The sequence below is a fragment of the Simiduia aestuariiviva genome (assembly GCF_014192475.1).
Taxonomy (GTDB): Bacteria; Pseudomonadota; Gammaproteobacteria; order Pseudomonadales; family Cellvibrionaceae; genus Simiduia; species Simiduia aestuariiviva.
The window spans coordinates 1,009,743-1,027,630 of sequence record NZ_JACHXZ010000001.1 but is presented as its reverse complement, the minus strand read 5'-3'; the positions used below and the strand labels follow the sequence as shown (position 1 = coordinate 1,027,630).

13 protein-coding genes are annotated in these 17,888 nt (G+C 54.4%); 3 read left to right on the top strand and 10 right to left on the bottom strand.

Annotated elements, in window-relative coordinates:
• The 4 genes from FHS30_RS04590 to FHS30_RS04575 all read right to left on the bottom strand — a co-directional run bounded on the left by FHS30_RS04590 (position 1) and on the right by FHS30_RS04575 (position 4,678).
• Positions 1-1,239 (bottom strand): efflux RND transporter periplasmic adaptor subunit, encoded by a 1,239-nt coding sequence (locus FHS30_RS04590; protein WP_183908760.1) that lies wholly within the window; start codon positions 1,237-1,239, stop codon positions 1-3.
• Positions 1,240-1,425: 186 nt separating this feature from the next.
• Complete coding sequence (locus FHS30_RS04585) at positions 1,426-1,752, bottom strand: YqcC family protein (protein WP_183908758.1); 327 nt, start codon at positions 1,750-1,752, stop codon at positions 1,426-1,428.
• A gap of 5 nt (positions 1,753-1,757) precedes the next feature.
• On the bottom strand, positions 1,758-3,884 hold the full coding sequence (gene dinG / locus FHS30_RS04580; protein ID WP_183908756.1) for an ATP-dependent DNA helicase DinG: 2,127 nt from the start codon (positions 3,882-3,884) through the stop codon (positions 1,758-1,760).
• On the bottom strand, positions 3,884-4,678 hold the full coding sequence (locus FHS30_RS04575) for an SDR family NAD(P)-dependent oxidoreductase (protein ID WP_183908754.1): 795 nt from the start codon (positions 4,676-4,678) through the stop codon (positions 3,884-3,886). The genes dinG and FHS30_RS04575 overlap by 1 nt, the downstream gene beginning before the upstream one ends.
• 251 nt (positions 4,679-4,929) lie before the next feature.
• Here FHS30_RS04575 and FHS30_RS04570 point away from each other — a divergent pair, with 251 nt between their 5' ends.
• On the top strand, positions 4,930-5,370 hold the full coding sequence (locus tag FHS30_RS04570; RefSeq protein WP_183908751.1) for a hypothetical protein: 441 nt from the start codon (positions 4,930-4,932) through the stop codon (positions 5,368-5,370).
• Positions 5,371-5,383: 13 nt separating this feature from the next.
• On the opposite strand, the gene FHS30_RS04565 is transcribed toward FHS30_RS04570, so the two are convergent.
• The gene (locus tag FHS30_RS04565; protein WP_183908749.1) at positions 5,384-6,535 is read right to left on the bottom strand and encodes a 1-acyl-sn-glycerol-3-phosphate acyltransferase; all 1,152 of its coding nucleotides are present in this window, start codon (positions 6,533-6,535) and stop codon (positions 5,384-5,386) included.
• Positions 6,536-6,664: 129 nt separating this feature from the next.
• Here FHS30_RS04565 and FHS30_RS04560 point away from each other — a divergent pair, with 129 nt between their 5' ends.
• Positions 6,665-7,138, top strand: coding sequence for a YchJ family protein (locus tag FHS30_RS04560; protein ID WP_183908746.1), 474 nt, complete (start codon positions 6,665-6,667; stop codon positions 7,136-7,138).
• Here FHS30_RS04560 and FHS30_RS04555 read toward each other — a convergent pair.
• Positions 7,135-8,328 carry an aminotransferase class V-fold PLP-dependent enzyme gene (locus tag FHS30_RS04555; RefSeq protein WP_183908744.1) on the bottom strand — a complete coding sequence of 398 codons (1,194 nt, stop codon included), beginning with the start codon at positions 8,326-8,328 and terminating at the stop codon, positions 7,135-7,137. The two genes, FHS30_RS04560 and FHS30_RS04555, sit on opposite strands and share 4 nt — an antisense overlap.
• A gap of 115 nt (positions 8,329-8,443) precedes the next feature.
• On the opposite strand from FHS30_RS04555, the gene FHS30_RS04550 reads away from it, so the two are divergent.
• Positions 8,444-9,499 carry a DUF3549 family protein gene (locus FHS30_RS04550; RefSeq protein WP_183908742.1) on the top strand — a complete coding sequence of 352 codons (1,056 nt, stop codon included), beginning with the start codon at positions 8,444-8,446 and terminating at the stop codon, positions 9,497-9,499.
• Here FHS30_RS04550 and FHS30_RS04545 read toward each other — a convergent pair.
• From FHS30_RS04545 to FHS30_RS04530, 4 genes are all read right to left on the bottom strand, one after another.
• Positions 9,449-10,744: an MFS transporter gene (locus FHS30_RS04545; protein WP_183908740.1), complete on the bottom strand. Its 1,296-nt coding sequence runs from the start codon at positions 10,742-10,744 to the stop codon at positions 9,449-9,451. The genes FHS30_RS04550 and FHS30_RS04545 overlap by 51 nt on opposite strands.
• A 221-nt stretch (positions 10,745-10,965) precedes the next feature.
• On the bottom strand, positions 10,966-13,497 hold the full coding sequence (locus FHS30_RS04540) for a choice-of-anchor D domain-containing protein (RefSeq protein ID WP_183908738.1): 2,532 nt from the start codon (positions 13,495-13,497) through the stop codon (positions 10,966-10,968).
• A 162-nt stretch (positions 13,498-13,659) separates the two neighbouring features.
• On the bottom strand, positions 13,660-15,249 hold the full coding sequence (locus FHS30_RS04535; protein ID WP_183908736.1) for a sulfotransferase: 1,590 nt from the start codon (positions 15,247-15,249) through the stop codon (positions 13,660-13,662).
• 186 nt (positions 15,250-15,435) lie between these two features.
• The gene (locus FHS30_RS04530; protein ID WP_183908734.1) at positions 15,436-17,835 is read right to left on the bottom strand and encodes a TonB-dependent receptor domain-containing protein; all 2,400 of its coding nucleotides are present in this window, start codon (positions 17,833-17,835) and stop codon (positions 15,436-15,438) included.
• Positions 17,836-17,888 lie beyond the last annotated feature (53 nt).

The window sequence follows — 17,888 nt, the reverse complement described above, 5'->3', positions numbered from 1 at the left end:
TTAGTCTTTGGATTTGGCCAGCTCGGCCACAACGGTTTCACCTTCTGGACCACTTCCGGGAGCAGATTTAACCGCAGGCAAGCGCAACGTCATGCCTTCAACGGGATACTGCAACGCGGACACAATCAACTGATCTTGGTCTTGGACGCCATCGATCACCACCACCTTTACGCCCTGGTCGCGCAATGTTGTCACTTTCTTAAATTGCAATTTGCTCTCGCTATTGAGCACGGGCACCTGGCCTTCTACGACCAAGTGACGCGGAATCAATGCCGCCTTGGGTAGGGACATGCCTTTAATGTCGGCGCGCACGTAGCTGCCAAATCGCAACGCGTGGTGCGTTTTTTGATCCAGTGGCGCATCGCCTTCCGAGGGCGCCGCTAAACCATAGGGGTTCAGCACTTGCGCAACCAAGTAGGCCATGCGGCTCTTTTCATCAATCACACCTTCGGTGCGAATAATGCGAGCCTTCCATTCGGCGGGTTCACCCTCGAGCTGGCCCCTCAACACGACCTCCGCGCCCACGCCCTGCTGCTCTAAAAATTTCAGCTCATTGTCGGCCACCGGCAAGCGAATTTCGGCCTCGGAGACAGACAAGACTTTGGCGATGGGTGCGCCGGGGTTGACGTAGCTGCCCATACCTATATCGCGAGTTTCCACCAGCGCGTGGAACGGCGCGCGAATGCGGGTGCGTTCAAGATTTTTTTCAGCCCGCGCCAGCGCCGCCTCCGCGGCGTTTACGCGCGCTTGCTCTTGAGCCAGCTGCGGCTCGCGCAAGCTCAGTGCGGTGGGTTTGCGATTTTTGATGCGGCTCCACTCATCCTTAGCCACTGCACTTAACGCCTCTTCCTGTTGCAGGCTGGCGCGTGCAGACAGCAATGCGGCCTTGGCTTCCAATACCAGTGATTGGTAGTCAGCTGCTTCAATCTGCGCCAGAATTTGGCCTTTTTTAACAAAACCACCGCGCACAAATTCGGGCGCAATAAACGTCACCGCACCGCTCACCTGTGCCACTAATTGGGTGTTAAATTTTGGTTTCACCAGCCCTTGCGACGTCACAGAAAGCTGCATGGGTTCAAAGCGAATGGGCTCCACTTTTACCAGCGGGGCCACATCGTCTGCCACCTTTTCCTCAGGCGGCTTTTCCATGCCGCCTAACACCATGGTCAGCCCGATGCAGGTGGCAATAATAACAATGGGGAGATAGACACGTTTGTCCGCTAACTTTTGTAACACCACAGTGATCTTCCTGTCGCTGGTTCAATTGATTTGGGTGGAGGCTATAGTAATTCAATGACTTAGAAAGTCACCATTGACCGAGCCCTTATGCGATAGACGGCCAGACCAGCGAGATTGAGCGAAGCAACCCCACTGAAAGCAGGCCCTTTTTCTGAATTTGCACTGCCTAAATCGCGAATCTCTCGGTTAGTTGCTGCCGGCGCTCAACAGTGCATCTATCCGCGCAATTGCTGCTCGAATAGGTTGATCTTCAGGCGTTTTAAAATAGTACTCTGCCATGGCGCTGATATTACTATTGGCTGGAAGCGCGCCACCGCCATCGCACAGCGCGCGAAATCGAGGAATGCACACAAACTGTAACCATTCGGGAAAACTCAGGGTATCTACGCAAAAGGGCGCGGCGCTGGCTAAGGCCTCGGGGGTAGGTGCCATAGTGGCCCAGTATTGCCTCGCTATAAGCGCCGACTGGAGCGATTCTAACGCGTGGCGCAGCAGTTGTTTTTGATCGTACATGTGTGCTAGTTGAGCTCCCGCCGAAACGGCGGTAACGAATTTAATATGGCTTTGCCATAGCGGCGCGTCAACAGGCGATTATCGAGCAAGGTAATGGCGCCAGAATCCGCTTCCGTGCGCAGCAAACGCCCGCACGCCTGCACCAACTTAAGCGCTGCATCGGGCACAGTGATCTCCATAAAGGGGTTGCCACCACGCGCCTCAATCCACTCCGACAGCGACGCCTCTACCGGATCATCAGGTACTGCGAAGGGAATCTTCGCGATGATCACGTGCTGGCAATAGCCGCCGGGCAAATCCACGCCCTCGGCAAAACTCGCCAAGCCAAACAACACGCTCGGTTGGCCGTCATCCACGCGCTGCTTGTGCGCGCTGATCATCTCCTGCTTCGACTTGTCGCCCTGCATCAAAATATGTTCGCGCCACGCAAGTGGCAAGCCATCGTAAACATCGAGCATCTGCCGGCGCGACGCAAACAACACTAAGCTCGCATTGTGTTCAGCCAAAAGATCTGGCAAACCCTCGATGATCGCAAGCGTGTGGTTGACACTGTCACTGGCATCCTGTGCCATTTTGGGAATGCGCAACACGGCCTTATTAAAGTCAAAGGGGCTCGGCACGATGGCATAGTGGGCGTTATCGGGCGTACCTGCGCGCATTTTCAATCGATCAAATTTTCCAAGTGCCGTGAGCGTTGCCGACGTCACCACCGCCCCACAACAGCGATTCCACAAACTGTACTCCAGTGTGCGCGCCGCCAATATGGGGCTGGAACAAATTTCATAATCGATACTGCCACCAAAATCGACCAGCGTTATCCAGCGCGCTTTTGGCAAGGCACCGTCCATTTCGGGCTCGGCATAACTGGCCCAGAGCGCCAAATTCGCTTCAGCACGGGATTGCCAAACGCCGATCTGCGGAAACCACGTTTCCAAATCCACTTTGGGCACGTCGCAGTGGCTAGACTCCAGCGCCTCCTCAACCTCGCGATTCATTTTGCCCAGCAATTCAGCCAGTCGATCGAAAGTTTGTTTCAGCTCGACACTCACTTCGCGCAACGGCTCAGGGACGCGACCCTGTTCAAACCGGTAGCGCGGCGAGCGATCGGGGTCTTCAATTCGCTCGGCGAGTTGGGTAATCATTGGGTAGACCAATTCCAAATTGCGCTTGACGTCCTGTATGGCCGACGGCAATTGCTCGGCAAAGCGATCAATATTGCCCGCGCCACTGATCTCACCCAACATAGCACCCTGCACTTTGTTGGTTTGTTCCAGCCATTTGAGCGTGCCAATTAAACGGGAGTGTTCGGCAAAATGATTGAGGGCTTTGTCTGGCAGGTGATGGCCTTCATCAAAGATGTAAAAGGTATCGGCCGGGTCGGGCAATATGGCGCCGCCGCCCAAGGCCAAATCTGCGAGCACCAAATCGTGATTGGCGACAATCACATCAAAACTGCCCAGCGAATCACGCGATTTAATAAAACTGCAGGATGCCACATTGGAACAGCGCCTGCCCGTGCACTGGCGATGATCCGTGGTCACTCTCGACCACACCTGTGGCTCAATTTCGTCCGCCCATTCGTCTTTGTCGCCGGCCCATTTATTGGCCGCGAGCGCGTCCATCATGGACTGGTATATGGTCAAGGCCTGCTCATCGACCTGCGGGTATTCGTCTTCATAGAGCGCTTGATCACTGGCGTTGGCGGCATCCACATCGGTGAGAATCCGATCGAGTTTAGACAAACACAAGTAGCGACCGCGGCCCTTGGCAAGCGCGAAAGTAAAATTCAAACCCGATTGGCGTTTTAGATCGGGTAAATCTTTGTAAACAATTTGTTCTTGCAGCGCGACGGTGGCCGTAGACACCACCAACTTTTTACCTAACGCTTTCGCCACGGGAATAGCGGCCAGTAAATAGGCCACGGTTTTACCGGTACCGGTACCCGCTTCAACCACGCAGATGTGCCGCTCTCCCACGCGCACGCCTTCATCATCCAATTCAATGCCACCCAAGGTGCGCGCAATTTCCGCGATCATGAGTTTTTGCCCATAGCGCGGTTTAAGTTCACGGGCATCTAAAAACTGACTGTAGGCCGTTTGAATGGTTTTTTTGATGTCGGCGTTCAGCGCCATTAGCGATAGACTCGATTGCGATTCATGCGTGTAAAAATGCTCGGAAAAAAGCGCTTAACGGTAGGCGCGAGTGCACTGATACCTTTGCCAATAACCACCTGATCCCGGCCCCGCTCAATGGCATCCAAAATAGCCACTGCACAGGCCTCAGCACTCAGGCCATTGGCGATCCCTGGCTCCATCACCCCCAATGCATCACCGGCTGGGGTGAGCGAGTTAACGGAAATTTGTGTTTTGACCCAACTTGGACAGGCAACTGTCACCTGCAATTTGCCGTGCATTTCAGCGCGCAAGCTTTCCATAAAGCCCATCAGCGCATGCTTTGAGGCACTATACGCGGAGCGTCCCTGTGACCCCAACAAACCGGACACACTGGCCACAGATGCCACCACCCCACGGCCCGAGGCCACCAGTGCCGGCATCAGTGCCTTGGTCATCGCCACCGCGCCCAGATAATTCACTTCCATAACGCGGCGGTCGACGGAGAAGTGCGTTTCATCGGCGCGCCCACGCTGAGCAATGCCCGCGTTGTTGATCAACATGTCGACGGGATCTGTTTCCGCGCGCCCTTGCACCTGTGCCAATACGTCTTCCGGCGCCGCTAAGTCCAACACCACAACCCTGTGGCGCTCGGGGTGCGCCAAGCCGGCTCGCACTTGCTCTAAAACCGATTGGCGCCGTGCGCACAGCGTCAGGTGAGCACCGCGCTCGGCGAGCAACTGAGCCAGTGCCGCGCCTATGCCAGACGACGCACCCGTGAGCCAGATATGTCGCCCTGCAAAAAAATCTGCCATAAAAAGTTCCCTCTAGAATTGACTCCATCCGCTGGTTTGGCGCGCATGCATTGCAAATTGTGGGTATTTGTTATCGGATCGCGCACCCTTAATCACTCTTAGTCACTCTTAATCACTTTTAGTCACTCTCAGGCACCCTCAGCCGCGCTCCAGTGTACCGACTTTGCGTCGACAGGTCAGGCTGACGATCGCCGCACAGCTAGACTACACTCAGATCAACGCCCTATTCACCAGCCAATGGCCGAGCCCACATGATCACGCCCTACCAGCGGCAATTAACCATCCTTTTTATCAGCGCCCTACTGCTCATCGTATTGGTGGGCCTCATTACCTATTTTGCCACCGATCAGCGCAGGTCGGACGAGCGCACCCGCAGCGATACCAAACACGCCCTCGGCATTGTCACTTCGCGACCCAAATTTGGTGCCTTCGCCGGTACCGGCGTTTGTGAGGCCGCTATCCGGGGCGACGTGCAAGGCAAAATTGTCACCCTGCACGTAGACCCGCGCTCTGCGAATTACAATGAATATGAAAAAACGAACTCGCTGTTGTTTTTGGTGGATGTCGTGCCCGAGGGCCAAGCATTCCTGAGCGAGCAGCTATCCACCAAACAACTGAACGCTCAATGCATCACGTCCGCCGAGAGCAACCAATTGGTCAAGCTACTGGTTGCGCCGGCGTCAAAGCGCTAGCTAATTTCCGGGATCACGACTCAGACAATTTTGCCTGTACGGGGTTGGCGTAAATACCCAACAGTAAATCGCGCTGCTCGTCGTTAAGTCCGGCAATGCGCCGCTGCAGTTCCGCGTGTTCCGTGGGGTAGTCAGCGGGGTTAAAGGGCTGGTCGTTCTCGCCCACGCCCACCGCCGGCACAGTGCCGGTCAACAGTTGAAAAGCCAAGCAGTTGCTGGGGTGCAACACATAGTTTTTCAGCACCTGTCGATCGATTTCCGCGGCCACCTCATCGGTACCCTTAAAATCGCCTTGAATTACGTCACCGAAACTTAAGTGGATGCGCCCTTTATGGCCATTGATTCCGGCGGCAATACTGGCCACATCTTCGTGCTCGCCTTTTTGGTAGCTGCCCTCCGTTTTGAGTACATACAGCTCACGGCTTTTGGCGAGGTCGCAGGGGTCCCATTCATAGGAAATAGACACCGGCACTATTTTCAGCTCTGCCAAATAGTCGCCTAGAGACTGGGTTTTTGGCCGACTCAAGGCGAACATACCCACCACGGCAGAATTGGTTTTATCGCGGCCATCTTTTGCGCGCCCTTCACGCTGGGCGACCCAAACATTGGATTTCTGCTCACACAATGCATGGTGAATATAAGACGAGAGGTATTTTGCCGCCTTGAGCTTCTCGCGCGGTGCTTTGGCAGAGCGATTGACGATAAAACTCTTGTTCAAACGCATCAAATCCGACACGTAAGGCTTAGTGAGCAGATTGTCGCCAATGGCAATTTGAAGCGTCTGAAATTGATTCTGAAATAACACATAGTTCACCATGGCTGGATCCATGGCGATGTCGCGATGATTGCTGACGAACAGGTAGGCCTGATTGCGATCGAGCTTTTCTAAACCGCTCGCAGTCACGCCGTTTGATTTTTTCTCAAGCATGGCATGCAAGTAGTGCGACACCAACTCCTGCAAACTGTGGACGGTTTCGATACCGGCCAACTGCGACTTTAACTTCATTGCCACCAGTGGCCGCATCAACCACGGCAGCAACTTGGTCAAGGTGGGAAATTTCAATGCCGCAACGGCAGTTTGCAGCTCGGGGTCTTTGACAATGCGGGCCAGTACGGGCGCCACTTCGTCATCGCGGTAGGGTCGAATATCGTCAAAATCGGTCATGGGTAGATCGTCTTGGGGTTAGGCCTAGGCGGGCTTTGCATTATAGTAGGCCAGCTCAAATAGACTGGCATCACCGCCCTCGCCTTCCAGTTGGCGAAAGGCTGGCAAAATACCTAAAAAGGAACAGAAATGCTACCCGATATCTGCCCCTGCTGTAGCGGCCAACCCTATCAGCAGTGCTGCGCGCCCCTGCACGCGGGCGCCCCAGCGGATAGCCCCAAAGCCCTTATGCGCTCGCGGTTTGCGGCCCATGCAATAAAAGACCTCGAATACATTGTCCGGAGCTGGGCGAGCGCTGCGCGCGCCGATATTGATCGCGAGGCGCTGGCGCAATGGCTCAGCGCCGCGGAGTTTGGCCAGCTTATGGTGCGTCAAGCCCAAGGCGACACGGTGGAGTTTGAATGCTGGTACCAACAGGATGGGTTACTGCACCATCTGCACGATCTATCCCACTTCGTGCAGGAAGACGGCCATTGGCGCTACGCCCGTAGCGAGCCGCCCAAACTCAAAGCCACCGTCGTAGGTCGCAATGACCGCTGCCCTTGCGGCAGCGGAAAGAAACACAAGCAGTGCTGTCTCGGCGCAATGGCTGCGGCGTCTTAAGTACACACTTCCTGCACGGATTCCGCCAACGCGCCAATGGCGTCTTCTAGCTGCTCATCGCACAGGTAGGGCGCAGGCCCCATGCGCAGCCATTGCTTACGGAAGTCCGTGTGGACGCCGCGGTCGCGCATGGCTTCACTGAGTTGCTGTGCGTAGGGCGAAGAAAACGACAGAAACCCGCCCATGTATTCCACTGACGTGGACAATTGAATGTGTGCGGGAGCAAAGCATGCATCGGTGAAGCACTTTGCCAAATGGGCCAATTGGTGGTGGTGCACTTCGTCTAGAAAATCCGGCGTTAATGCCCTGCGCTCAAAATAGTCAAACACCTTAGCGGCCCGAAACAGGGGCAACATGTCCTGACTGGATCCCCCAAAACGCGCGCCACCATCGGCGTAGGCCAAGGGCGTTTGTGCGGGGCTGTCAACTATGGGGTCGAACCCGCCAAACCAACCGGTGACCACTGGGCGAAAATCTCGGCCGGGTGGCACGTGCATAAACGCCAAGCCACTGCCCATCTGACAATACTTAGCGCCACCGCCCACCACGAATGCCTGCTGTAAATTGTAATCGGCCACAGAAAAGGACAGCACGTTAATGGAGTGGTAGGCATCAACAAATAATTCGACGCCATGCGCCGCGCACAAAGGCATCAAGGTATCCAGCTCAAGGCTCTGATGGCCCGTTTCAAAATTCACCGACGAGGCACACACGGCAGCCGTTTTATCGTTGATATGGCGCCCCAATCGCTCCACCAATGTACTGGCCGGATTGGCGGGCTCCAGGATAACTTCAACACCCGCTTCAGCCAAACGAGCCAACTGGCGCGCCACCGAGGGGTACTCCGCGTCACTGGCGATAATTCGCGGCCGTTTTGCCAGCGGCAGCGCAGACAGAAACCGGACGAACAGCTCGTGCACACTGGTGCCCAAGGCGATGTTTCCCGCACTCGCCTCAATCAAATGAGCAAAGCCCGCGCGCACCCGCTCGACCACGGTAAACTCTTCATCAAAGCGCTCTTCGCCATAGCGGTTTAGGCAATCCCAATGTTGCTGATAGGCCTCGCCGGCGCAGTCTGGCATAGCTTGGTGGATGTGGCCGGTGAGCATAATCCGAGCCCCCACGGCAGCGTGCTTATAATCAGCGGCTAACACATTGGGCGACTGCTGTATTTCGACGAGCTGTGGCATTGCACTTCCTTAGGGTGTGGCGAGCTTGATGCCAGTATAGCCAAGGCAGCTAAAGTCACCGGCGGCAATGACCTGCAATTTGCGTTAAAATCCCGCCCCCAATAATGGAGGCCCCATGACGCACCCCCCCGCAGCCCCAGCACCGACGATGCACAGCCTGACCGATTTCTTCGAGCACTTAGGGCTGCAATGGCGGCTCCAGGATTGCGGCGTGCGCCTGCAACCGGTGGCCAGGCACGATTGGCGTCAGATAGAAGCAGGCGAACGCCCCTACCCCTTTCCCTATTTAGGTCAGGCCCACTTGGCGTTTATTTTATGGGCCGAGGATAGAGTCCATGCACCCAATATCTGGTGGTTTAAGTTGCCACTCGACGAGCAGGGTCTCTTGTCGCTGGCCGAGCGCGATGGGTTATTGCGCCAATTGGTGGACGCCCTTGCCCGCAATGTGGCGGCCGCGCAAGCAGGCCAAACGCCCAAGGGATTGCTGGAGCACAACCCTTACGTCTGGCAAGCCAATGACAACCAACTGGCTATGTTGCACGCCCGCCTAACCGCGCAACTAAAATTGCCCGCCAGCCAGTTTCATGCCGACGCACTGCACTATTTAAAGCAAGGACCTTGGGAACACTGGCAAGCGCTGGGATTGCAAGGTTTGGCGGATGTGGTGGCGCGAGTGGATGAACCGGATCATCGCAAGGCCCTTAACAGTGCCATTGCGGGCCTGCCCAGCCCAGTATTGGTGTCCATTTGCCAGCTGTTAGAGCACCAGCCCATCGGCGCCTCGCTCAGCCAAGCCATAGTGGACCGGCTGAGCCGCGCCTGTGACGATCAACTGGCGGTGGAAATCAACGTCTGCCTGCGAGCGCTGGCGGCAAGCGAGGCCAGCGGTTTAATTGATCGAGCCCTCGCCCTCGCCCTCGCGACACCGCTCGATGCCGAAGCGTTGGTGACGCTGGCCACCCGCCATGGCACCCGCTTGGCACACTCAGCGCTGGCAACGCCCTATTTGGAACAGATTGCTGCACTGGGCCAGCTCGCCTTTAACCGCATCATGGCCGAGTTATTGTTTCAGCCGGGCCAACGCGCACAGTGGCTGGCTAACTTTCGCGCAACCGATCGATCAGACCGCCTTGGCAGCGCCATCGGCGGCCTCTTGAGTCACACTCACTGAGGGCGAGCGCTCGCGCTCCGCTGGTGCCGCGCGCAAACGGTCCAATAACAGCGCTGGGCCGGCGGCTAATAAGAGTGCCAACACCAAGGCCCCCACCGCCACCCACAACATGGCCACATAAGCGCTGCTAGCGGCCCCGCCATCTCCGACCATGCCCGCCGCCACTAGCGAGCCCGATGCCAAGCCCATTTTTGAGGCAAAACCCGCCAACGCAGCCATGCGACCCTCGGCGTCAAATTCCGCTGCCATGCCCAGTAGATAGGCAATCACAAATGCCCAAGTAATTCCCACCACACAATTAGCGGCGGCAAACAGACCGGCATGACCGGCGTACAACAGTGCCCAGGTCGCGAACACCGTCAGCACCATGGCCAGAGTGAGCGGCGCCAAGCGCCCCGCGCGGCCCGAAAACACAATCACTAAAACCGCCCCAACAACACCTAACCAGGCGGCGATACCCAACCAGCGAGTGATGTAATCCAGCGCCAATCCATGGGACTTTGCCAGCCCCATAATCACCGCATAGGGGCCGTTGTTGCCGGCTTGAAACAAAAACAACGCGGCCAAAGTGGCCAACAATGGCCACCAAGCGATGCCTCCCGAACGGCTTTGCAAGCGCACCTGCAGTGGCTCAAGCACTGGGTAATCCGGCAGTAGCGCCAGCAATCCCAGGCTCACCCCACTAAACAGCATTAAGCACCAAAACAGCACCTCGGCACCAAACACCGGCACTAAATTGGGCAGCCACATAACTCCCAAGCCACCCAAGCCGTATTGCACAACCAATAGCACACCGAAGGTTTGCGCCGGCTGGTGGGTACGCGCAAAAATACTGTACGCAATCCCAACCAATAGACCGCCCAAGACCCCGTGGCCACCTCGAATCCACACCAGCCAATCCGGCGCCGTCAATAATGCAGAGGCAAAGTCCACCGCCATCAAGGCGCACAACAGTGCGGCACAGCACCAACGCCAAGGCAACCGCCCCGCCAATGGCACGGCCAACAAAGCACCGATAGCCGCACCGTATATATTGGCCGAGCCGATTTGACCGGCTTCAGCGGTCGAATAGGCGCGTCCAGTCACCAAGCCATCGACCAGCGCTGGCAATATGTTGACGTAGAAAAATCCTGCCGTTGCCACCATCGCCAAACACAACCGCGCCATCAGTCCATGGGGCGATTGCCGGGGTAAACCCCACCAAACAATTTGTTGCGCAGGAGCACCTTGGTTCGAATTCTCCATACTTAATGGTCTCTTTTATGTGGCACGTTTGTCGGCCTATTTATGGGTATTTCGATCGCGGTCGCCATCACTCTATTTGGCGCCCCTGCAAATCATGTGTCGGCTTAAACGCGAAGTGAAACAGCAAGTGGCTGTGGTCTATCGCCGTCATCTATGCCGCGTTAAAACACACTTAAAAGCCGGGACTGGCCCGGCCACTTAGATAATTTACCGGTGCCTTGTTACTGACACAGCGGCGATAACTTGTGCGCTTCCTGTGCCGCCTTCATCCACAGGTAGGTGTCGTTGTCGGAAAAGTAGTAGTAACTTAAACCATTGGGCAGCAACAACACACTGATACCACCATAACCAGACATAAAGGGCACCCACAAGGGATTGCTACAATTTAAATCGCCGCTAATTTCGTGCGCCCAAAAACCATTGTTGTAGTGGTAGTCGGCCAGCGGTATTGGACCACGGTCAGCACTGTTGCGCTGCATCGCTGCATCGAACATCGCATTATCTAACATCGCGACCCCATTGATCTGACCGTCAGCCACGTTGAGGAAGTTTGCAATCTTCGCCACATCATCGCGCTGAAATACTAAACCCCAGCCCGCAAAGGGTTGCGCTACCGCATCATAAGTACGACGACTCACTTGTGCGGTTGGGCTAACACCCAAAGGCTTCCACAGATCATTGACAATGACATCTGAAAAAATATCGGCATTGCTACCCGCTTGCGCTTTAAGAAATGCATTCATCGCCGTGCCCAGCACATAGGTGTCCGAGGTGTGGTATACCCACTGGGTTCCAGGCGCCACTTTTCGATCATAATAGCTGCAGCTATAACTGATTTTACTGGCGTGATCTTCGGGCAAAAACAAATCGTTAGTATGGGTTCGCCCTTCGTCAGTCATGTAGCCCGCCGAGCCATAATTGCCGGTAGCCATATCGCTGGCATGCTCAAAGGTTACATCGCCCCAAGTGCCGGTGGCGCCGCAATCAGCTACCCAATCGCCAATCATTTGCTGGCTTGCACCAGCGTAAAGTTTTTCTAGGCGCATCATGGCGGTGCCCGCAAACACCGTTTTGGCGGTGGAATATGAGGGGACTGTAAGCCAATCGCAATAAGGGTAGTCGCCGGCCCGCGTCGCACAACCGCCCACATAGTTAACGCCTTGATAGGTGACGCCGAATAGCGTCATATGCGCAGGATCGGTTTCCGCAGCGCTGCCAAACTGGCTGGGATCAATACCGGGGAAATCCTGCGCGAGCGCGGCAACAGGTTTGGTTGGCAGGCGCGCTGCCACCTCGGTTTGATAATCCGCTTTTACTGTATCTGCATTATTAATCACCTGCGGCGTGTAACTGGCAGCCAAAGTGCCCCACATATCAAACTTAAAGTACAAGCAGGTCTCACTGCTGATTTGATAGGCTACATTTGACACGCTGCCATCATTTTTAAACAGTAAACTCATCACCCCATTGTGCATACAATTGGCGTTTTTCTGGTGCAGGGCAAAGGGAATGGCCGCGCGCGAAAAACCATTGTCACCATTTTCATTCCAGACGCGGCCAGGCTGTAAAATATACTCCCACTCGGGGTGACTATTGGCTAGCGTGCCCCGCTCCACCGGCACTAGATGGGTACCCGTTTGCACAAATTGATAATCAAATTCTGGCAAGTGCTTGCGCGTAGTGTCCCCACTGCCGGTGTAGCGAAAGGTATCCTTGATTTCATCAAAGGCACCGCTCGTGCTTTCGTTATGCAATTGCAAACTGCCTTCAAACTGATGCACGGGCTGGGCGGCCTCTGCCGGCAGTGCAAACGCACCCATTTGCACCAAACTGCCGTTTGCCGGTGCGCCGGTCAGTGCGGCGTAGCTAAGCTCATTGCGCACCACAGCGCCCGAACCCGAGAGTGGATCGTAATTGTCCACCACTGTGCCCGGCTCAGTGCCGGTACCCGTTAACGCTAGGGTCAGCGGATTCTCGTCGGCGTCATTATTACTCAGCGATAAGCTGTCTCCGGCATAGCCTGTTGAGGTGGGTGAGAAAACCACGCTAATACTGCAGCTCCCGGCACCGGCCAATGTTTGACCTGAGCAATTGTCAGCCTGCACGGAAAAAGGTGCAGTAGCGGAGCTCAGGGCACCCAACACTAAATTTGCGTTGCCACTGTTGCTAATTATAAATTGGCGCTGATCACTATCGCCGACATTGACTGAACCGAAATTACCGCTGCCCGACAGTTCAATCTCTGGCGCAGGCGTTAAGCCGCCCAGGGTCGCGGTGACCATAACCTCATCGCCCCAACAATAGTCGCCCAACAAATTGCCTGTGCCGCGAAAACGAACCTGCAGATTACTGTTGTCATCCGCACCGGCTGGATTGGCGCTGGCAGAATAAAAAGTGGCGTCGTCTTGGCCATCGGCCAGCTCCAACATTTGCGTCCAACTGGTGCCCGCGTCCAACGAGTACTCCGCATAACAGCGGTCACTGCCTTCAAGGCCTGTAGCTGCCAAACGCATGGTGATTTGAACATCGGAATAGCCTGTGGCATTTACACTGTGCGCGCCGCTGGCGGTTTGCTTCAATCGCAAGCTGTAATTGCCGATCGATTGGGTCCCACTGACCGCCACATTACCGCTGGTGTTCCAGCCGGCACTGTCGCCATCTTCAAAATTTTCACTAAATAGTATGTCTGCAGTGACCGCGGTACTTGTAAACAGCGCCAGTAGACCGATCCGCAGAGAATTGGCGTTTAACATTGGTATTGCCTCGCGTTGGTGAGTTGAGGTTGCACACAACAAAATGCACCAAGTTCCACTCTATCGAGACAGGATTTTTATCCATAGTTCCAGATACCGCCCCGCCATGAGGCCAGATTCCGAAGCCGCAGTCGCTTGAACTTATCGCAGGCTTACGCTCATTTACAACGCCAAACCTGCACGCTCAAACTGCGCCCGTAGAGGCGCCAATAGCGTTTCATAGCGTCGCCATTTAGCCACTGAATCTGCATACACCGGCCGCCTCACTTGGGTTGCGCTGGCAGTTTTACTGGCACTGCTATTGGTGTGAAAATCCAAACAACCGGCCTCCCACTGCAAACCGCAATACGCAACAATCTGGCGCGCCTGTTGCTCGGGGTCGGCGACTACCGCTTCGTAGTCGACGCGCAGAAACCCATTGGGCACCACCTTTTCCCAATGCCGCATCAATGCGTCATAGGCCAAATAATAGGTGCCCAAGTCAGCGAGGTCATAGGAAAATGGGTAGGCATCTTTAAAATACTGTTTATAGATGGCAAGGCAAGTATCAAGCGGATGGCGGCGCAAATTGATAATTTTGGCATTGGGCAGCGCCAACTTGATTAAACCCACATACAAATAATTAAAGGGCAGTTTATCGATGATATGCACCGATCCTGGACAGTATTGTGTTGTCTTTTCCATGTAACGGCGCCCCAGAGATTCAAAATCGAGATGAGCGCTGGCAGCTATAAAGTCTTGGCGATTGTTTACCGGCAAGCCCGATGTTTTAACCGCTTCGATGAGTGCAATTGAAAAGTCATTGATCTCCCCTGCCGACTCAACTGCCGAATGGCTGGCCAAGATCCGCTCCACGAGAGTCGTGCCCGTGCGCGGCAGCCCCAAAATAAAAATGGGCTCAGCCTCGCGATAACCTTGCTTAGGCTCCGCAAATACAGCGGGCTGAAACACCTGCTCAATCTGATGAATTATCTCGACGTCGGTTTGCACTCGATACTGCATTAAAGATCGCCTGCGGCCATTTGCTTTCTGGAGCGCAGCTGAGGCGTCCTCAATGCGCCCCAAGTCTTCGTATTCCTTTGCCAGCGCAAAGTACAAAAAATGTATATCGACAACCTGTCGACCGCTTGCTTCTGCAGCTTGAACAACCTGAGTAAGCTCAGCAATGGTATTCTGCCCAGAGCGCGCAGGCCGCAACCCGGAACGGGAATAATAAGCTTCATAATCATTGGGACTGCGTCGAATGGCTTCGCTGAAGTTTTCATAGGCGCCATCGATATCGCCCAGGTACCGCTGCATACAGGCTTTATTGAAATAAAAAGCGCTGGGGGCTGGGTCCATCTCAATGGCGATATTAAATTGCACCAGCGCGTCCTCTACGCGGTTCAACTCATTCAACAAATTGCCAAAATCGAAATGCAAGCTGGCCGCAGTGAATCGCTCTGTGAGCAATGACTCCGCAAGCTCTAGTGCTGCAAGGCGCTTGCCTGTGGCGAAATGGCAAAGTGCTTTTTGAAGGGCATGTTTATTGGTTGGCTTTAAATTCAGCGCGCTATCTATCGCCGCATCTGCCTCTGCAAACTTGTTTAATCTTGAGTACAGGCGACTCATCATGTACCAGCCCAACGCGAAATTCGGATACTTACCGGTCAACTGTCGAGCTACCGCAAGCGCGTCAGCCAAATTTCCGGCATCGAAATGTGCCATGACCTCGCTGGCCATCGACTGCTGTTGGTTGTCAATATCAATCACACGCAAGCGCTCTTTTATACACGATTAAATCATTTGCATCAGATAATTGCAGAAATTGCCAAGACATGCCATCCCACTCGTCCGCCAAACTAACACCACCCGAAATAATTGCCATCAGCCGATGTATTTACATTTCAAAACAAACAAAAAAACCGGGCTAGGCCCGGTTTAAACACCTGAGGAAGGTTAAAACTTATACATCACAGAGGCACCCAGTGTGCGTGGCAAACTGAGGTAATCGTTTGAGGCATTGCCGTAGAAATTATTTGAGGGGCTGGTTTCAGAGCCCATATGTGCCGCCGTAACCTTGCCCGTAGTCCCCGCTTCATTGCCAATATTTTTCACGTAGGCCGATACTGTCCAGGCGTCTGCACGCAAAGTCGAGGTGAAGTTCCACAATTGGAATCCATCAATGTCAGCGGCTGCCACGGAATACAGCGGATCACTCTCAACTGTACGGCCCAATGAATTTAGAGAATCCGATTGAAAATAGCCACTTAACACACTGGTCAACTGCATACCGTTATTCAGGTAGGTGTTGTGCGCAAGGCTGACGTTGAACACATGCTTGGAGGTGCCTGGCAAGGTGTCACCATCTTCGGCAACCAATTTTTCATAGTTAACACCATTGCCATAGAAATTACCGGCAGGTTTATACACATCATCCGTCAACTTCGCATCAGCATAGGTATAGCCTGCGGAGTAGCTCAGCGATTCAGAAAGACTGCCGGAAAGCTCCAACTCTAAACCTTGGGTGCGTGCAGATTGCCCGTTAATAACCGCAAAGAAACCCCAGTTATTGGTGGCCGTATTCAATTGCGGGTCCGTCCAATCGGTGTAGTACACAGACGCCGAATAGGACATCGTATCTACTGAGCCCTTGTAGCCCAACTCGTAGTTCACCACGCGATCAGAGGTAAACGTAAAGTAGTCTGGATTTTCTGCATAATTACCTGAAGTGGGCACCGCGTTAGCACCACCGTGGCGGTAACCTTCCGAGATTGTGGCGTAGAGCAAGGTGTTATCGTCAACATCGTAGGCAACGTTGGCTTTGAGCAACACGTCATCATCAGAATTACTCTGGCTCGCCTCGCCCGGCGCCCCGCCCCAAATGGGGACAGAAACTTCAGCATCTACGTCGAGATCATTGGTGAAGTAGCGGCCACCCAATGTCACGTGTAAAGCGTCCGACACATGGTAGGTGAGCTCGCCAAATACCGCAGTCTCTTCGTAATTTTGATTGCGGCGGAATTTGAAATCTTGCTCAGTCAAAATTTGGTAGCCACCCCAAAGATCAAACAGATATTCATCGTAGCCTTTTAAGTAGCTATTTTGCCCCAGCTTGCCGTCCTGCTTGGTGTAGTACAGGCCCGCGGTCCAATCCAACACACTGTCGCCGTTTGAAACTAGGCGTAGTTCTTGGGCGAATGCTGCATCGTCGTAGAAACGCTCAGCTTGCGCAAACGGGCGCGGCGATGAACCGTAGTACTGGAACCAACCGTTCTGCGCATACACGCCGCTGTTATCGCTAATGCCTACGCCTTCATGGCTAGTTTGTGAGCTACTTGACGTGAGCGTTGCAAAGCCGAGATCAACCTCGACCTCAAGCGCGGCTAGTTCCACTTCACGGCTAGATGGCTCCTCCATGATGGCGCCGTTTTCATAGTCACCATAGTTGCCACCGTTTACTAAATCGGCGCCGCGCGTGGCTTGGCGACGGCCGCCAATTTCATCCTCTTGATGTTGAATGGATAGTTGAGCATTGAACGTATCGCTGGGCGCGAATAGAACTGACGCACGGTAATATTCAATATCAACTGTGTCGGCATCTTTACGTTGGGTATACACCGGAGTTGACGTCAATCGATCGCCACTCACAACGGGATCCCCAGTTGCATCCACGGCATACACATTGACGTAGTCAACGATACCATCATTGCTGATTTTACCGGCGTTCATTCGCACAGCCAGCGTATCGGTAAGCGGGATATTCACCAGGCCATCAATGCTTAAATTGTTGCCATCGGAACCTTCTGTCTGCCCATAGTTTGCGCTGACCTCACCGGCAAACTCGGTAGTACTCGGCTTATTCATGATGTAACGCACAGTGCCGGCCAATGAGCCAGAGCCGTAGAGCGTGCCCTGTGGCCCGCGCAGCACCTCTACACGTTCAATATCTTTCAAAATAAAGTTGGCATACAGTGCCGTATCGTCCACGTAGGTAGCAACGGTCGGCACGGCGGCCAATGGCACATCACCATTCGCGCCACTGTCGACGTTCATCCCACGAATAACAATGCCATTGGTCATGCCTGAGTTGCGATAGCCGCGATCAATAACCGACACGCCCGACACAGAGCGCAACACATCAACGGCGTCGATGATTTGCTGATCTTCTAAATCGCTGCCGGAAACGGCCGAAATATTAAATGGAATATCTTGTACGCGTTGCGAACGCCGCGTGGCGGTGACCAACACCTCTTCCAGCTCGACCGCGTTTTCAGCAGCGCTTACAACTGTCGGCTGCGCTGCACACGCACACGCAAAAGCCAATGCCGTTAATTGAAATGTAGTTTTTGTATTCACAACTGGTGACCCCTCAACATTATATTATTCTATCCAACACTACTGTCTCGTAT

What these genes read in the sequence shown, in the direction of transcription:
- FHS30_RS04585 (WP_183908758.1), bottom strand. Translation starts at nt 1,752, where the DNA reads ATGTACGATCAAAAACAACTGCTGCGCCACGCGTTAGAATCGCTCCAG.
- dinG (WP_183908756.1), bottom strand. Translation starts at nt 3,884, where the DNA reads ATGGCGCTGAACGCCGACATCAAAAAAACCATTCAAACGGCCTACAGT.
- FHS30_RS04575 (WP_183908754.1), bottom strand. Translation starts at nt 4,678, where the DNA reads ATGGCAGATTTTTTTGCAGGGCGACATATCTGGCTCACGGGTGCGTCG.
- FHS30_RS04570 (WP_183908751.1), top strand. Translation starts at nt 4,930, where the DNA reads ATGATCACGCCCTACCAGCGGCAATTAACCATCCTTTTTATCAGCGCC.
- FHS30_RS04565 (WP_183908749.1), bottom strand. Translation starts at nt 6,535, where the DNA reads ATGACCGATTTTGACGATATTCGACCCTACCGCGATGACGAAGTGGCG.
- FHS30_RS04560 (WP_183908746.1), top strand. Translation starts at nt 6,665, where the DNA reads ATGCTACCCGATATCTGCCCCTGCTGTAGCGGCCAACCCTATCAGCAG.
- FHS30_RS04555 (WP_183908744.1), bottom strand. Translation starts at nt 8,328, where the DNA reads ATGCCACAGCTCGTCGAAATACAGCAGTCGCCCAATGTGTTAGCCGCT.
- FHS30_RS04550 (WP_183908742.1), top strand. Translation starts at nt 8,444, where the DNA reads ATGACGCACCCCCCCGCAGCCCCAGCACCGACGATGCACAGCCTGACC.
- FHS30_RS04545 (WP_183908740.1), bottom strand. Translation starts at nt 10,744, where the DNA reads ATGGAGAATTCGAACCAAGGTGCTCCTGCGCAACAAATTGTTTGGTGG.
- FHS30_RS04540 (WP_183908738.1), bottom strand. Translation starts at nt 13,497, where the DNA reads ATGTTAAACGCCAATTCTCTGCGGATCGGTCTACTGGCGCTGTTTACA.